Raw genomic sequence first — 14231 nt, forward strand, 5'->3', positions numbered from 1 at the left:
TCTCTTTGGTATGAATCGTATTTTTCTCGCTCCGGCGCTGCTGATCGCCTCAGTCTCGATTGCCGCCGCTGCCGCTCTGCCGCCGCAAGATGCGCCCATTGTCACCGCACCCCTCAGGCAAGCGCCCACGATGGCTCCCGGGCCAAAGCTCGTGGAACCGCATCTGCGCATTGCACGTTCTGGCGTCAAGGGTCACGCGCGCGTGGCACTGACATTCGACGCCTGCATGGGCAAAGCCGACGACCGCATCCTCTCGGTGCTGGTCCGCGAGCGGATCCCCGCGACGATCTTCGTTACCGCACGCTGGCTGAAGCACAATCCGCAGGCGTTGCAGGTCTTCCTGCAGAACCCCGATCTGTTCGAACTCGAGAACCACGGGCAGAACCATATTCCGGCCGTGGACACGCCGGTCTCGATTTACGGCATTGCGTCCGCCGGCTCGCCCGAAGCAGTCCGCCAGGAAGTGCAGGGCGGCGCCGATGCGATGGTCGCGGCCGGCATTGCCTCGCCGCACTGGTTCCGCGGCTCGACCGCCAAATATGACCTGTCCGCGATCGCCGAGATCCGCGAGATGGGATACCGCATCGCCGGCTATTCCGTGAACGGAGACGGCGGCTCGCTGCTCGGCGCTGCGGTCACGGAAAAGCGGATTGCGGCCGCCAAAGACGGCGACGTGGTGATTTCCCACATCAACCAGCCGACCCACGCCGCGGGTGAGGGCGTCGCCAAGGCGGTCCTCGATCTGAAGGCCAAGGGCGTCGAATTCGTCCGCCTGCAGGACGTCGATGACACCGGCGACGACCAGACGACGCAGTGAGTTAGTTGAGAGCGGTCTCCCGGCGATCCTCACTGATGCTCGGACGCTCAACGAATGCCGGTGCGTCGCGATCGAGCGCGAAATCATCAAACCAGTCGCGGTATCCTCCGCCGATCATTGCGCCGATGACCTGCGTCGCGAGATAGGAGAAAGTGATGCCGTTGCCGCCGTAGCCATAGGCGGCATAGACCTGCGGCATCAAGGGAACGGGACCAATCAGCGGCAGCCCGTCCGCAGTCTCCCCGAACGTTCCGCACCATGCCGTCGCGACACGGGTATCGGCCCTTGACCAGAGCCGTTTCATCTTTTCCCGGATCGTCATGATCTTTTCGGCAAGCTTGGCGTCGCGGATCGCGGGATCGACGGTGTCGTCATCCTCGCCGCCGGCGATGATCCGCCCGTCCGGTGTCGTGCGCATGTAGAGATAGGGGTGGCTGTCTTCCCAGATCAGCACCTGATCGCGCCACAGCATTGCCGGATCCTGCGGCATCGTTGCCAGCGCCCAGCTCGACGTCGTCCGATGCAGCTTCGGCATATCGATGCCCGGCATGGCGTAGCCGGTGGCGAGTACCGCTGTTTCTGCTTCGATAACGAACGAGCCGTCTGTCTCGGCGCTCACGCGCCCGCCCTCGCTATGGAGTTTGGTGACCGAGGCGCCGATGAGACGCACGCCTTGCTTCACCGCAATGTCCAGCAGAGCCCAGGTCAGGAGCAGCGGATCGGCCTCCGCCGAGCCGCGGGACAGGATGCCCGCATCGCGATCAAGTTCGAACTCGGTGAAGAGATCGCAATGCTCCAGGTAGCGGCTGGGCAGACCGGCTCGGCGACGAAGCTCGACCTCTCTCAGAAGATCACCCGCGCCCTCCTGATTGCTGGTCAGGAACAGCGATTGCCGCGGCAGCAGGTTGCACGCGATGCGATTAGCGACGATTAGCTTCGAGAGACCAGCGACCGAGGCGGCACTTCGCCGATAGATGCCGACGGCGCGCTCGAACCCGTAGAAATGCTCGAGTTCGCCGAGCGTTCGGTCGATCTCCCACTGCAGCATGGCTGTGCTCGCCACCGTGCTGCCAAGACCGGGCGTCTCGCGATCGACGATGACCACGGAAAGTCCGCGTTCTGAGAGATGTTGGCCCATCAGCGCACCGGTAATCCCACCGCCGATGACCATCGCGTCGACCTTGAGATTATCCTGAAGTGGCTGGTAGGTGGGTTTTGTTCCGGCGCGGCTCCAAGGGGGAATGCCGCTCTTCAGCCGGTTCTGGCTGGACTCTGCAAGATCGATTTCTGCCATCTGACGCGTCTTACCTCAATTATTTCGGCAATTGCGGTTGCAGTCTCTCTTCGATGAAAAGTTCATCGACGATGGTCATGACAATCAGCGATAGTGGTAGCGCGAGCATAGCACCAACTGCGCCCCACATCCAAGTCCAGAACAGAATTGCCAGAAACACCACAAAAGGATTGATTTCCAGGCGCTTCCCCATCACCGCCGGAAAGACCAGATTTTCCATGACGAGGTGGACGATGAAGAATGCCGCGGCTGGCATGAGGCCGACTAAGAGGCCGTCATGTGTGAGGATGCCTGCGATGGCGACGGCCAGCGTCATGGAGGCAATGCCGAGATAGGGAATGAAGCTCGAAAGAAAGGCAAAGAAGCCCCAGAGCACCGGCGCCGAAAGACCACCAAGATAGGCGATCACCATCATCATGACGCCGAGGCACGCATAGACCAACGAAGCCGTGGCAAAGTAGAAGCCGAGGACCTGTTCGACGCCGTTGATCACCCGGATGGCGGCAAGCCGCTGTGAGCGCGTCCGGAAGACCATGATGATCGATCTGCGCAGGCTGACACGTCCGGCAAGGAAGAGCAGCAGCGCGGCGAAGAAGATCAACGCCTGGATGAGGGCAGGGGTCAGGTTGGCGCTGATGAGATGCAGCACGTTGCCGGTATTTTCCAGGAGCTTTTCGCTCGACATCGGCCCGCCCTGGAAGGTCTCCGGCGTGATGTGCAGCCACCGGATCCGTTCGAGATAGGGCATCAACCGGTTGAACGTCTTCTCGACGAAGGCCGGGCCCTCATTGGCAAGGGTTGTCAGCGGTCCGGCAAGCGAATTGGCGACGAGGATGATCACCAGCGCGACGCCGGTCGACAGGATGACGGCGTTGGTAATGCGCGGCACGCCGAGTCTGCTGAGCTTTTCCGCCAGTAGCCCGAGAATCATTCCGACGACGACGGCAAGCGTCACCGGGACGAGAATGAGCGACATCATGTAGATGGCCGAAAGAGCAAGCACCGCAAAGATGCCGATGACCGCCCAGGCCATGGTGATATCAAGCCCGTCCTTTTCGGCGCGGTGTGTCTGCGCCTGCGGCATCTCCTCCGCGTCTTGGCGCAGTTTTTCAGCCCAGGCGCTGATAGGGCGCTCGCCCATTGTGATCTTGCCGGCCTGCTTGCGGATGCCGTTGGCAATTCCCATCGTTACAAAGTCCCCTGGAAGCCCAGATGCTTCGCGACGGAAACGCCCAGGAACCCCTTCAAGTTCCTGAGGGTCACGCAGAGAGCGTCAGGCCGATACCCCACGGGTCGCGCAGGAATACGCCGCCATTGTGCTTTTTGCTCTTGATCTCGAGTTCGTCGAGCTTGGCGATGGCCCTGTCGAGCGAGGCCTTCTCATTGAAGCGAAGCGTGTAGTCCGAGAGGCCGCTCATGCCGTCCGCGCGGGTTCCTGCGCCGCGGCTGTTCCAGACGTTGGCGGCGATGTGGTGATGGTAGTCGCCGGTCGCGAAGAAGCTGGCGCCGGGACGCTGCGCCATGAGCTTCAGGCCGAGCACATCGCGGTAGAAGGTGTCTGCCTCCGGAATATTGCCGACCTGCAGGTGGATATGGCCGATGGCGGTGCCGTCTGCCATGCCGTTCCAGGCATCGTGAGGTGCGCTGTTGTAGAGCGACTGAAGGTCGAGGCGAAGCGTCGCCATTTCCACCTGGCCGTCCTGATGGAACTTCCATTGCTCATGCGGACGGTCGGCATAGATCTCGATGCCGTTGCCTTCGGGATCGGAGAGATAGATGGCTTCGCTGACGAGGTGATCGGAAGCGCCGTCCAGAACAACGTTGTTGTGTGCGGCGTGGCGCAGCCAGCGGGCCAATTCGGTGCGGTTGGGCATCAGGAAGGCTGTATGGAACAGCCCGGCGGCATTGCGCGGCGCGATACGGACATTCCTGCCCGTCGTCAGCGTCAGAAGCGGCGTGCTGTCGACGCCGAGCACTTCGCCGCTGGCGCTTTTGTCGATGACCTTCAGGCCAAGCATGGATTGGTAGAAACTGGAAACCAGCGGCAGGTCGGTGACGACGAGATGCGACTGGTCGACATAGGCAGGGCGGGTGAGAGCGTAGGATGTTTCGGTGGTCATGCGTCTTTCTCCTGCCGTGGATGAGAGAGGCGAACCGGCGGTGGCGGCGAAAGCGCCGCCTGTAGCGATACCAAGGAATTTGCGCCGGTCCATGTGCCTCAGAGGTCCCTTGGCTGCTGTACTTGATCCCTATATGGCGGATTCCGATTGTTCACAGAAGGCCAGTTTTTGGCGATTCAGCGTTCGACGATCGTTGACGACGATCTGCGCCGATCTTGATCTTGATCAAAGCGCCTTATTTATCTCCTGAGAGGATGTGGGCAGTTGGAAACGGCACCGCTGGAGGGCCTGAATGTATAAGAAAATCATCGTTCCGATCGAAATAGGCGCGTTGGACCGCGGCGAGAAGGCGTTCCGCAAAGCATCGACGCTCCTGGATACGGGAGGTGAGATCATCTTGCTCAACGTCGTCGAGGACGTACCCACCTATGTCGCGATCGATCTGCCCGCCGAACTGATCCAGAATGCAATCGATGATGCCCAGGAGAGGCTCGGCATGCTGATCCGCACCAGCGGCATTCCGGCAATGATCGAGATTGGTCACGGCCGCCCGGCCCATAGCATCCTCGCTGCCGCGGAAGCGCATGGTGCGGATCTCATCATTATCGCTTCTCATACCCCCGACTTCAGCAACTACTTCATCGGCGCCACCGCCGACCGTGTCGTCAGGCATGCCAAATGCTCGGTGCTGGTCGATAGGCAGCGCTAAGAAGAAAAACGGCAAAGGACCGATGGAGGAACATCCATGACCGACATGCAGACCTATGAGAAGATCCTGCGCGATCGCCAGCGCGAGCTTGAATCGCGGTTGAGCCGCATCGACGTCGATCTCGGGCGCACCAAGGAGCAGGACAGCGACGATCGCGCGACCGAGAGCGAGAACGACGAAGTGCTCGAGGGGCTCGGCCAGGCCGGCCAGGAAGAGCTGCGGGCCATCAACGCCGCCCTCGACCGGGTCGCGAAGGGCACCTATGGCACCTGCGTTCGCTGCGGGGAGCCGATCTCCAAGGAGCGCCTCGGGGCCGTTCCTTATGCGCCCCTTTGCGAGGATTGCATGGGCTGATTTGTCTGTCGTGCTATCAGGGTGGCCGCTTTTCGCGGCTACCCTTTTGCTTTTCGCCCTTATATCTCCAAGCGCAAAAATCGGTGTCCAAAGCTCACGAAGATTTAATGGTTCGCCATCTCTGTTGTGTTGCCTGCACACCGTTTCGGTGCGACGATCGGGTGGAAAGGTGAGGGGTTCCCAGCATGACAGAGTTCAACGGCATCCGCTGGGCTTACGACAAGTACGAGCTAATCGCCGACGGCGTCGTCCACGGCGTGGGCTTGGCGTTTGCGCTCATCGGCGCGACCGTCCTGATCTTTTACGCCACGCTCTGGAGCTCCCACGGCGAACTCGCCGCGGCCTGGATTTACAGTGTCGGCCTGGTGCTGACGATCGGCATCTCCTTCTCCTATAACGCCTGGCCGGTTTCGCGGGCGAAGTGGTACCTTCGCCGTCTCGATCATTCCTCGATCTTCATCCTGATCGCCGCCACCTACACCCCCTTCCTGGAGCGCGGTGCCGATAGTCCGCTTCTGTTCGGGATGCTGATCGGAATCTGGGTGATCGCAGCGCTCGGCATCTTCCTGAAATGCGCCTTTCCTGGGCGCTTCGACAAGCTCGCCATCCTTCTCTATCTCGGAATGGGGTGGAGCGGCATCCTCGTAGCCGGGCCGGTGGCGGAGCGTATCCCCTATGTATCTATGCTCCTGATCCTCGTCGGCGGTCTCATCTATTCTCTCGGCGTCGTCTTTCACGTGTGGGAAAAGCTGCGCTTTCAGAACGCCATCTGGCACGGCTTCGTCGTGGCCGCGGCGGCCGTTCACTATTCGGCGGTCCTCACCTGCTTCAGCATGGCAAACACGGGCCTCTGATTGTTGCGCCCAGGCGCGACAAGCCAATGTCTGTGGTCCGGTGCGGCGTGATGCGCCGACCTGGGCGCGGACCGTCGTTCCTTCGCTCGATTTGGTTTACAACGCCGAATGCGGGGCGTATGCCGCTTGCCAGAACCGAACTGAAACTGGACTTGATATGACCGACGCCGTTCTCGTGCGCGATGCCATCGAAGCCGACCTCCCGGCGATCCGCGATATTTACAATCACGCAGTCGAGCATACGACCGCGATCTGGAACGAGACGCTGGTTGATCTCGACAACCGCATCGAATGGTTCAAGGCGCGCAAGGCGAAGGGCTTCCCCGTCATCGTTGCGGAAAAGGACGGCAAGGTCGCAGGCTATGCCTCCTATGGCGATTGGCGGGCTTTCGATGGCTACCGCTACACGGTCGAACACTCGGTCTACGTCGACAAGGATTGCCGCTGCGCGGGCATCGGCGAGTTGCTGATGCGGGCGCTGATCGCGCGCGCCGCCAACGCCAATATCCACGTGATGATCGCCGGCATCGAGGCGGCGAACGCAGCCTCCATCAAGCTGCACGAAAAGCTCGGCTTCCGCGTTGCCGGAACCTTTTCGGAAGTCGGCACCAAGTTCGGCCGCTGGCTCGACCTGATCTGCATGGAGCTTAGGGTTACGAAGTGAGCCTTATCGTTCTCACCGGCGCTTCGGGATCGGGCAAGACGGCGATCGCCAAGGCGATTGCCGCCCGGTTTGCGGGTGAGATCGATGTCCACCATTTCGACGATATCGGCGTTCCCCCGCTCTTCCAGATGACGGCGGAGTACGGCTCGCCGGCCGGTTGGCAGCGAGCCATGACCTTCAAATGGCTGGAGAGTCTTGCAGAGGCTCAGCGCGCCGGCCGCAATCAACTGCTCGAAGGCCAGATGCGCCTTGCATTTCTGGAGGAGGCGGCAGCCGCAGCAGGCATTGCGTATTTGCCGCTGCTGGCCGATTGCGACGACGAAACACGAACGCATCGCCTGGCGATCGAGCGTCGGCAGCCAGAGCTTGCCAACGCCGAAATGATGATCTGGGCATCCTTCCTCCGCCGCGAGGCCGTGGCGAAGAAATGCGCGATACTGGACACGTCCCGCTTGTCACTGGATGAAAGCGTCCGTGCGGTCGTCGAACGCTTCTAACCGGCCTTCGCGCCGGAACGTTAGTTCCCGGGCTCGAACACCATCGCGTGGCCGTTGATGCAGTAGCGCAGGCCGGTCGGCGGCGGGCCGTCGGGAAAGACGTGGCCCAGATGTGCATCGCAGGCGCCGCAGCGGATTTCCGTGCGGACCATGCCGTAGGTCGTATCGCGGTGTTCGGTCACCGCGCCGGGCGAGACCGCTTCGAAATAGCTCGGCCAGCCGCAGCCTGCATCGAACTTCGTATCCGAGCGGAATAGCGGCGAATTGCAGCCGACGCAGCGATAGAGCCCGGTCTCGAAAGAATCCCAATAGGGGCCGGTGAAGGCACGCTCGGTACCGTGCTGCCGGGTGATCCGGTATTGCTCGGGCGTCAGCTGTTCCTTCCATTCCGCATCGGTCTTGTGAAATTTGGCGATTGTCGTATCGGCCATGGCCTGTTCCTTTCGCGCCGGGGGGTACGGCTTTGATTTTTGACAGCAATGTGGTGCGGGAAGCTGGTTGGATCAAGAGATGTTTGTCACGGCGACCGAGCTCCGGGATGGCGGAAACTGCAGTGCCGATCGCATTTTTATGGGGACGGCGAAGGTCGGCACGCACGGAGCACCTGGTTGCCGATGTTCAATGGACGCCGGCCTAGACGTGTCCCGTTCCCTGTGAGTATCCTGCACCCAACCGCCGATTGCGAACGGAGAAGGCTTGAGGCGAGGCTTCTCTTCTCTTACACCTGACGATGCTTCCGGCGTTCGCCGGCCTTATGCAGCGTTGCGAGCAGAGGAGAGGACATGGCCGGTGTCACGGCTTTGACATTTGCGGCCTTGTGTCTGCCACTGCTCGGTGCCGTTGTTGCTCCCTTTCTCGTTCGCGCCCTTGGCGCAAAGGCCGCCTGGCTACTGGCGCTTGCGCCGCTGCTGGCCTTTGCGCACTTCGCCAGCCTGCTGCCGGCAATATCCGGCGGCGAGGTGATTGCCGGCGGATATGCCTGGGTGCCGAGCTTTGACCTCCGCTTCGCCTGGCTGCTCGACGGTCTTTCGCTGACTTTCGCGCTGCTGATTACCGGGATCGGCACGCTGATCGTGCTTTATTCCGGCGGATACCTGAAGGGTCACCTGGATCAGGGGCGTTTCTTCTCGTTCATCTTCCTGTTCATGGGGGCGATGCTCGGCCTCGTCGTGTCAGACAGTCTGCTGATGCTCTTCGTTTTCTGGGAACTGACGTCGATCACGTCCTTCCTGCTGATCGGATTTGATCATGAGCGCTCGGCTGCCCGTCGCGCCGCCTTGCAGGCGCTCGTCGTCACCGGCGGCGGCGGCCTTCTGCTGTTGGCGGGCCTATTGCTGATCTGGAGCACGACAAACGCCACGCAGCTGTCGACGCTGCTGCAGTCAGGCGATCTGCTGCGCGCCAATCCATATTATCTGGCGATCCTGATTCTCGTTCTCGGTGGCGCGTTCACCAAGTCGGCGCAGTTTCCGTTTCATTTCTGGCTGCCGAACGCGATGGAGGCGCCGACGCCGGTTTCTGCTTACCTCCACTCGGCGACGATGGTGAAGGCGGGCGTCTATCTCCTGATGAGGCTCAATCCTGTCATGGGCGGGACATCGGCATGGGAGACCTTGCTGCCGCTCTTTGGTGGCGTGACGTTGATCGTCGGTACGCTGCTTGCGATCCGCCAGACCGACCTCAAGCTGCAACTCGCCTATACCACCGTTTCTTCGCTTGGCCTTCTCGTGTTGCTGACCGGCTTCGGTTCGCCCTATGCGATCGAGGCCGCGGCGCTCTACCTCGTGGCCCATTCGCTCTTTAAGGGAGCGCTGTTCATGGTTGCTGGCATCATCGACCATGAGACCGGCATGCGCGACATCACCCGGCTGGGCGGCCTGAGGAAGGCGATGCCGCTGACCTTTGCTGCCGCCCTTGCCGCGGCGATTTCCATGGGCGGTCTGCCACCATTCTTTGGCTTTCTCGCCAAGGAGGAAATCTATGCCGCGCTGGCGCATGGGGACCGACGATCGATCGCCTTTACACTGGTTGCAGTAGCAGGCAATGCGCTGATGTTCGCGGTCGGCTTCGCGGTGGCGTTGAAGCCGTTTCTCGGGCAAGTCCTCGCAACGCCCAAGCACCCGCATGAGGCACCACCATTGCTATGGGCCGGTCCCGTCGTGCTGGCGCTATTGGGCCTGATCGGTGCGGTGTTCTCTGCAGTTGCTCACCACTACATCTCGTCTCCGGCGGCGTCCGCTATCCGTGGATCATCCAGCGTGATCGAGATTACATTGATCCCGCACGTCGGCGTGCCGCTGCTTCTGTCTGCGCTTACGATCGTACTCGGCATTCTTGTCTATTGGCGGATAGATCAAGCGCGTCTGAGCATGGCAGTGGTACTGCGTAAGCTTGGTCCGGGACCGGATTGTGGTTTCGACTACCTTATCGCCGGTCTCATCCGGTTGTCAGTCCGTGTGACGCGTCTCATCCAACCGGGACGGCTTGAACTCTACATCACCTGCACCTTCCTCTGCGTCGCCGCGATCCTGCTCGTTCCGCTCTGGCTCTACGGCGAAATGCCGGCGCTCCCTGTCTGGCCGAAGCAGGTCCAGATCCACGAATGGGCCATTTTCCTACTCGCCGCTCTCGGCCTGTTGAGCGTTGTCGTTGCGCGCGACCGGCTGACGGCGATCGTCTCGCTCGGCATCCAGGGCTTCTCCGTCGCCATTATATTCCTGCTCTTCGGTGCGCCCGACCTTTCTTTCACGCAGTTCATGGTGGAGACCCTGTCGGTCGTCATCCTGGCGCTGGTCATGACCCGCCTTCAACTGTCGCCGACCGACCGGCGGCCACTCGGCCAGAAGATATTCGACGGCAGCATCGCGATCGCTTGCGGCTGCGGCGTCGCGCTGCTTCTGATGAAAGCTATGCAGGCGCCGTTCAACAACGCACTGACGGAGTTCTTCAACGCCTACTCGAAGACGATCGCGCACGGCGCCAACGTTGTGAACGTCATCATCGTCGATTTCCGCGGTACCGATACGCTGGGCGAGATCGCGGTCGTCGCCATCACCGGCCTTGCGATCCTCGCCCTCATTCGCATCCGCGCGCAGACCGAGCGAAAGCTTGCGGAAAACGATCCGGATGCACCTGAGGATCTCGGAGTCGAGCGCCCATGAACACGCTGATCTTCCGCACGATCGCCCCCGTGCTGACGGCACTGATGCTGCTCTTTTCCATCTTCGTCCTGCTGCGCGGCCACAACGAGCCGGGTGGCGGTTTCATCGGCGGGCTGATTGCGGCCTCGGCGCTGGCGATCTTTGGTATTGCCCGCGGCGTCGGCGCTGTGCGTCGTGCCATCGTCTTCCATCCGATGTCGATATCAGGCGCCGGACTGTTGATGTCGTGCTGCGCCGGACTGCTGTCGATCATTTTTGGCGTGCCATTCATGACCGGGCTGTGGGTCTATCCTGAGATAGCAGGTGTCGAGGTGCCGCTCTCGACCGTCATGCTCTTCGATGTCGGGGTCTACCTGGTGGTCGTCGGCGCCATCACGTCGATCGCGCTGGCGCTGGAAGAAAGGGAGGTCGAGTGATGGAACCGCTGTTTGCGATCCTCGTCGGCCTGTTCTTCGCCGCCGCGGTCTATCTGATGCTGTCGAAGTTCTCGATCCGCATTATGCTCGGCATCGCCGTCCTCGGCAACGCGGTGAACCTGTTGCTGTTTGCGGCCGGACGGTTGACGCGCGAAGTGCCGCCGATCATCCCGTCAGATCTCGCAGCGCTCCCCGCCGGCGCCGCCAATCCGCTGCCGCAGGCGCTGATCCTGACGGCAATTGTTATCTCATTTTCCTTCTTCGCCTTCCTGCTGGTGCTGACCTATCGCGCCTATCAGGATATCGGTACCGACAACACCGACGAGATGCGTGTCGCCGAGCCCGTCGATCCGCCACTGCCGCCGATGGGGTACTAGATGGCGGCTCCGGCAAATACGATCACCGATCTTTCCGCTGCGATGGTGACGGCGCCCGTGCCGCTGGCAAACTGGCTCGTCATCGCACCTGTCGCGCTCTGCATTACGCTCGGCGCCGCGCTGCTTATGATGCGCAGTTCGATGCGGCTGCAGGCGCAGGTCACCGTTCCCGGCCTTGCCGTTCTGGTCTTGCTGGATGCCGCGCTGTTGCTAAAGGTGGTCGCGCATGGCCCGTTGACCATGGTCATGGGGCGCTGGCTTCCGCCCTTCGGCATCGCCTTCACCGTCGATCTCTTCGGCGCGCTGATGGCTTTGACGGCAGCCATCGCGGCGCTTGCCGGCGGCCTCTATGCACTGAAGGACGTAACCGAAAGCGGCCGGCGATACGGTTTCTTTCCCTTCCTGCTGCTTCTAATGGCAGGCGTTTCGGGGGCGTTCCTGACGGGCGACGTCTTCAACCTCTATGTCTGGTTCGAGGTGCTTCTCATTTCGTCCTTTGGCATGCTGATCCTCGGCTCGGAGCGCGGGCAGATCGATGGAGCGATGAAATATGCGGTGCTGAATCTGATCGGCACGACCCTGTTCCTGATCTCGGTCGGCATCGTCTACGCCGTCTTCGGTACGCTCAACATGGCTGATATCGCAGGCAAGGTGGAAACTGTCCGCGACACGGCGCCGCTGATGACCCTGTCGGCCCTTGTGCTGCTCGCCTTCGCCATGAAGGCGGCTGCCTTTCCCGTCAATTTCTGGCTGCCGGCCTCCTATCATACGCCGCGCATCGTCGTGTCGGCGCTGTTTGCCGGTCTGCTGACCAAGGTCGGCGTCTACGCTCTGATCCGCATCATGGTGATGCTACTGCCGGTCGAGCGCGAGCAATTGAGCCTGGTGATCGCCGCGGCGGGGGCTGCGACCATCATCGTCGGCGCGCTCGGCGCGCTGGCGCAGGACGATATCCGCAAACTGCTCGGCTACGTCGTGATATCGGGCATCGGCAACATGCTGGTCGGCATTGCACTCGGCACGCCAGGTGGCCTCTCGGGCGCGATCGTCTATGCCCTGCATTCCATGGTGCTGATGACGGCGCTCTATCTCCTGGCCGGACAGGCGGCTGCCGTTGCCGGCAGTTTCTCGCTAGCCGGGCTCGGCGGCCTCTATCGTAGGAACAGCGGCTTTGCGGCGATCTCCTTCGTTCTCCTCATCGCCGCCTGCGGATTGCCGCCCTTTTCCGGCTTCTGGCCGAAGGTGATCCTGGTCCGGGCATCGATCGACGTCGGCGCCTGGTGGCTGGCCGCCGCGATCCTAATCGGCGGCTTCCTGCTGACCGTCGTCTTCGGGCGCGTCTTCCTGCTTGCCTATTGGCGGCCGGCGGCGGCACCACAGACGGCAGCCTCCATTGGCTGGCAGGCGGGATTGCCGCTGTTCATCCTGACAGCTCTTGTCGTCGGTTTCGGCATTCTCCCAGAACAATTACTGGAGATGGCGCAAGCGGCAGCGACCGGCCTCATCGATCCGACATCTTATCTGCAGTCGGTCTTCCCGGATGGAGGGATGCCATGATCGCCTTGCTGCTGAACGTCCTGCTCGCCGTCGCCTGGGCCACCGTTACCGGCAACGCGTCGGCGCACAACCTCGCCTTCGGCTTTGCGATCGGCGCCCTGTGCTTGTCCATTGTGCGCGAACCCTATGGCAGCAGGGGATATCTTCGCCGGTCATGGGCAATCCTGCATCTCGCCCTGCTATTTCTGAAGGAATTGGCGATTTCCGCCTGGCGGGTCGCCGTCACGGTGCTGACGCCCAACATGCGGCTGCAACCCGGCATATTCGCCTTTCCCTTGACTGTCGACCGCGATTTCGAGATCGCCCTTCTCGCCAACATGATCACCCTGACCCCGGGTACGCTGTCGGTCGATGTTTCCGATGACCGCAAGACGCTTTACGTGCACGCGCTGGATTGCGCCGATCCCGAGGCGACCAAACGCGATATCACCGACGGTTTCGAGCGCCGGATCATAGAGGCATTTCGATGATCGCGCCGCTTGCCATCATTTCCACGGCCGCCGCGGTTGCTCTCGTGATCCTCGGCGTTGCCTTTCTTCTAGCAGGCTGGCGGGTCGCCGCAGGGCCGACGCTGCCCGACAGGATACTGGCGCTCGATACGCTGTCAGGCACGGCGATCGGCTTCATTGCCGTGCTGGCGGTTAAAACAGGCTTCAGTCTCTACATCGACATTGCCATTGCGCTGGGCCTGGTCGGCTTCCTGGCGACTGTCGCCTTCGCGCGTTTCGTGATGTCACGAGCCACTGTTGCGGAACGGCACAGCGAAAAACCGGGGGGTGCCTCGAAAAAGCCCAAAGTGGCGGCCAAACGCAGCGGTAAGAACGGCAGGAAGGGCAAGAAATGATGGACTACGCGGCAGCGCTCGTCGTCGCTTTCCTTTTATTGGCCGGCTCGCTGTTTGCGCTCGTCGCCGCTGTCGGCGTGGTGCGGTTGCCGGATCTCTACACGCGGATGCACGCCGCTTCCAAGGCGGGGACGGTGGGTTCGGGCATGCTGCTCTTTGCTGCCGGAATCGCATCGGGCGAGGTCGCAGTCTTTGCGCGCGCAGTTGCTGGCTTCGTCTTTTTCCTGTTGACGGCACCGGTAGCGGCGCACCTCCTTGCCAAGGCCGCGCATCAGACAGGATACCGCCTCGGCTCTCAATCCGTGCGCGACGACCTCGCCAAAAGATGAGAGCGCTTCCGATTCAGTATTTTAAGTTGATTTTTGCACCCATTTGCAGATTTCTTAATGGTTAGTGTATGGGTTCACGATGAACAATTCTTGCGAAGAGGCATTTTTCGGTAGATATATACGAAATAATAATTGGCGTTTTCGCAAAACGGTGATATTTGATGATCTAAGTAGAGTTCTGATATTGAATTAGAATCACGTTGCTTATTTCCTCGTTGGCTTTGCATTTCAGTGTTTA

General features: G+C 61.2%; 17 protein-coding genes. 13 read left to right on the forward strand and 4 right to left on the reverse strand.

Going from position 1 to position 14231, the window contains the following annotated elements:
• The first annotated feature begins 10 nt into the window (after nucleotides 1-10).
• Nucleotides 11-817 carry a polysaccharide deacetylase family protein gene (locus tag FHT71_RS18435; protein ID WP_132592110.1) on the forward strand — a complete coding sequence of 269 codons (807 nt, stop codon included), beginning with the start codon at nucleotides 11-13 and terminating at the stop codon, nucleotides 815-817.
• A 1-nt stretch (nucleotide 818) separates the two neighbouring features.
• Here FHT71_RS18435 and FHT71_RS18440 read toward each other — a convergent pair whose 3' ends face one another.
• The 3 genes from FHT71_RS18440 to FHT71_RS18450 all read right to left on the reverse strand — a co-directional run bounded on the left by FHT71_RS18440 (nucleotide 819) and on the right by FHT71_RS18450 (nucleotide 4231).
• Nucleotides 819-2111: an FAD-dependent oxidoreductase gene (locus FHT71_RS18440; protein WP_132592108.1), complete on the reverse strand. Its 1293-nt coding sequence runs from the start codon at nucleotides 2109-2111 to the stop codon at nucleotides 819-821.
• A gap of 19 nt (nucleotides 2112-2130) precedes the next feature.
• The gene (locus FHT71_RS18445; RefSeq protein ID WP_183721318.1) at nucleotides 2131-3297 is read right to left on the reverse strand and encodes an AI-2E family transporter; all 1167 of its coding nucleotides are present in this window, start codon (nucleotides 3295-3297) and stop codon (nucleotides 2131-2133) included.
• 73 nt (nucleotides 3298-3370) lie between these two features.
• Nucleotides 3371-4231, reverse strand: coding sequence for a VOC family protein (locus FHT71_RS18450; RefSeq protein WP_132592104.1), 861 nt, complete (start codon nucleotides 4229-4231; stop codon nucleotides 3371-3373).
• 292 nt (nucleotides 4232-4523) lie between these two features.
• Here FHT71_RS18450 and FHT71_RS18455 point away from each other — a divergent pair, with 292 nt between their 5' ends.
• The 5 genes from FHT71_RS18455 (at nucleotide 4524) to FHT71_RS18475 (ending at nucleotide 7309) form a co-directional block, all read left to right on the forward strand.
• Nucleotides 4524-4940: a universal stress protein gene (locus FHT71_RS18455; protein ID WP_132592102.1), complete on the forward strand. Its 417-nt coding sequence runs from the start codon at nucleotides 4524-4526 to the stop codon at nucleotides 4938-4940.
• Nucleotides 4941-4976: 36 nt separating this feature from the next.
• Entirely contained in the window at nucleotides 4977-5294 is a 318-nt protein-coding gene (locus FHT71_RS18460; RefSeq protein WP_007791904.1) for a TraR/DksA family transcriptional regulator, read from the forward strand.
• 185 nt (nucleotides 5295-5479) lie between these two features.
• Nucleotides 5480-6148, forward strand: a complete 669-nt coding sequence (locus FHT71_RS18465) for a hemolysin III family protein (RefSeq protein ID WP_132592100.1) — start codon at nucleotides 5480-5482, stop codon at nucleotides 6146-6148.
• Between the two features lie 157 nt (nucleotides 6149-6305).
• Nucleotides 6306-6812 (forward strand): GNAT family N-acetyltransferase, encoded by a 507-nt coding sequence (locus FHT71_RS18470; protein WP_132592098.1) that lies wholly within the window; start codon nucleotides 6306-6308, stop codon nucleotides 6810-6812.
• Nucleotides 6809-7309, forward strand: a complete 501-nt coding sequence (locus tag FHT71_RS18475; protein ID WP_007791895.1) for a hypothetical protein — start codon at nucleotides 6809-6811, stop codon at nucleotides 7307-7309. The genes FHT71_RS18470 and FHT71_RS18475 overlap by 4 nt, the downstream gene beginning before the upstream one ends.
• Before the next feature lie 20 nt (nucleotides 7310-7329).
• Here FHT71_RS18475 and msrB read toward each other — a convergent pair whose 3' ends face one another.
• The gene (msrB, locus tag FHT71_RS18480; protein WP_183721321.1) at nucleotides 7330-7740 is read right to left on the reverse strand and encodes a peptide-methionine (R)-S-oxide reductase MsrB; all 411 of its coding nucleotides are present in this window, start codon (nucleotides 7738-7740) and stop codon (nucleotides 7330-7332) included.
• A 351-nt stretch (nucleotides 7741-8091) separates the two neighbouring features.
• Between msrB and FHT71_RS18485 the strand changes: the two genes are divergently transcribed.
• Genes FHT71_RS18485 through mnhG form a run of 7 tightly spaced genes read left to right on the forward strand, consistent with a single transcriptional unit; the run spans nucleotide 8092 to nucleotide 13993 of the window.
• Nucleotides 8092-10470 (forward strand): putative monovalent cation/H+ antiporter subunit A, encoded by a 2379-nt coding sequence (locus FHT71_RS18485; protein WP_183721324.1) that lies wholly within the window; start codon nucleotides 8092-8094, stop codon nucleotides 10468-10470.
• Nucleotides 10467-10886: a Na+/H+ antiporter subunit B gene (locus tag FHT71_RS18490; protein WP_007791885.1), complete on the forward strand. Its 420-nt coding sequence runs from the start codon at nucleotides 10467-10469 to the stop codon at nucleotides 10884-10886. The genes FHT71_RS18485 and FHT71_RS18490 overlap by 4 nt, the downstream gene beginning before the upstream one ends.
• On the forward strand, nucleotides 10886-11263 hold the full coding sequence (locus FHT71_RS18495; protein ID WP_007791881.1) for a Na+/H+ antiporter subunit C: 378 nt from the start codon (nucleotides 10886-10888) through the stop codon (nucleotides 11261-11263). The genes FHT71_RS18490 and FHT71_RS18495 overlap by 1 nt, the downstream gene beginning before the upstream one ends.
• Nucleotides 11264-12820 carry a Na+/H+ antiporter subunit D gene (locus FHT71_RS18500; protein WP_132592092.1) on the forward strand — a complete coding sequence of 519 codons (1557 nt, stop codon included), beginning with the start codon at nucleotides 11264-11266 and terminating at the stop codon, nucleotides 12818-12820. It abuts the gene before it with no gap.
• Nucleotides 12817-13290, forward strand: coding sequence for a Na+/H+ antiporter subunit E (locus FHT71_RS18505; RefSeq protein ID WP_132592090.1), 474 nt, complete (start codon nucleotides 12817-12819; stop codon nucleotides 13288-13290). Before FHT71_RS18500 ends, FHT71_RS18505 begins: the two co-directional genes overlap by 4 nt.
• Nucleotides 13287-13664, forward strand: a complete 378-nt coding sequence (locus tag FHT71_RS18510) for a cation:proton antiporter (RefSeq protein WP_007801144.1) — start codon at nucleotides 13287-13289, stop codon at nucleotides 13662-13664. The genes FHT71_RS18505 and FHT71_RS18510 overlap by 4 nt, the downstream gene beginning before the upstream one ends.
• The gene (gene mnhG, locus FHT71_RS18515; protein WP_183721327.1) at nucleotides 13661-13993 is read left to right on the forward strand and encodes a monovalent cation/H(+) antiporter subunit G; all 333 of its coding nucleotides are present in this window, start codon (nucleotides 13661-13663) and stop codon (nucleotides 13991-13993) included. Before FHT71_RS18510 ends, mnhG begins: the two co-directional genes overlap by 4 nt.
• Nucleotides 13994-14231: the final 238 nt, after the last annotated feature.

It is taken from the genome of Rhizobium sp. BK060 (assembly GCF_014193145.1).
In the GTDB taxonomy this organism is placed as follows: Bacteria; Pseudomonadota; Alphaproteobacteria; order Rhizobiales; family Rhizobiaceae; genus Rhizobium.

Coding starts and splice junctions, on each gene's coding strand:
- FHT71_RS18510 (WP_007801144.1), top strand. CDS start 13,287: ATGATCGCGCCGCTTGCCATCATTTCCACGGCCGCCGCGGTTGCTCTC.
- FHT71_RS18500 (WP_132592092.1), top strand. CDS start 11,264: ATGGCGGCTCCGGCAAATACGATCACCGATCTTTCCGCTGCGATGGTG.
- msrB (WP_183721321.1), bottom strand. CDS start 7,740: ATGGCCGATACGACAATCGCCAAATTTCACAAGACCGATGCGGAATGG.
- FHT71_RS18505 (WP_132592090.1), top strand. CDS start 12,817: ATGATCGCCTTGCTGCTGAACGTCCTGCTCGCCGTCGCCTGGGCCACC.
- FHT71_RS18445 (WP_183721318.1), bottom strand. CDS start 3,297: ATGGGAATTGCCAACGGCATCCGCAAGCAGGCCGGCAAGATCACAATG.
- FHT71_RS18450 (WP_132592104.1), bottom strand. CDS start 4,231: ATGACCACCGAAACATCCTACGCTCTCACCCGCCCTGCCTATGTCGAC.
- FHT71_RS18490 (WP_007791885.1), top strand. CDS start 10,467: ATGAACACGCTGATCTTCCGCACGATCGCCCCCGTGCTGACGGCACTG.
- FHT71_RS18440 (WP_132592108.1), bottom strand. CDS start 2,111: ATGGCAGAAATCGATCTTGCAGAGTCCAGCCAGAACCGGCTGAAGAGC.
- FHT71_RS18495 (WP_007791881.1), top strand. CDS start 10,886: ATGGAACCGCTGTTTGCGATCCTCGTCGGCCTGTTCTTCGCCGCCGCG.
- FHT71_RS18485 (WP_183721324.1), top strand. CDS start 8,092: ATGGCCGGTGTCACGGCTTTGACATTTGCGGCCTTGTGTCTGCCACTG.
- FHT71_RS18470 (WP_132592098.1), top strand. CDS start 6,306: ATGACCGACGCCGTTCTCGTGCGCGATGCCATCGAAGCCGACCTCCCG.
- FHT71_RS18465 (WP_132592100.1), top strand. CDS start 5,480: ATGACAGAGTTCAACGGCATCCGCTGGGCTTACGACAAGTACGAGCTA.
- FHT71_RS18435 (WP_132592110.1), top strand. CDS start 11: ATGAATCGTATTTTTCTCGCTCCGGCGCTGCTGATCGCCTCAGTCTCG.
- FHT71_RS18455 (WP_132592102.1), top strand. CDS start 4,524: ATGTATAAGAAAATCATCGTTCCGATCGAAATAGGCGCGTTGGACCGC.
- mnhG (WP_183721327.1), top strand. CDS start 13,661: ATGATGGACTACGCGGCAGCGCTCGTCGTCGCTTTCCTTTTATTGGCC.
- FHT71_RS18460 (WP_007791904.1), top strand. CDS start 4,977: ATGACCGACATGCAGACCTATGAGAAGATCCTGCGCGATCGCCAGCGC.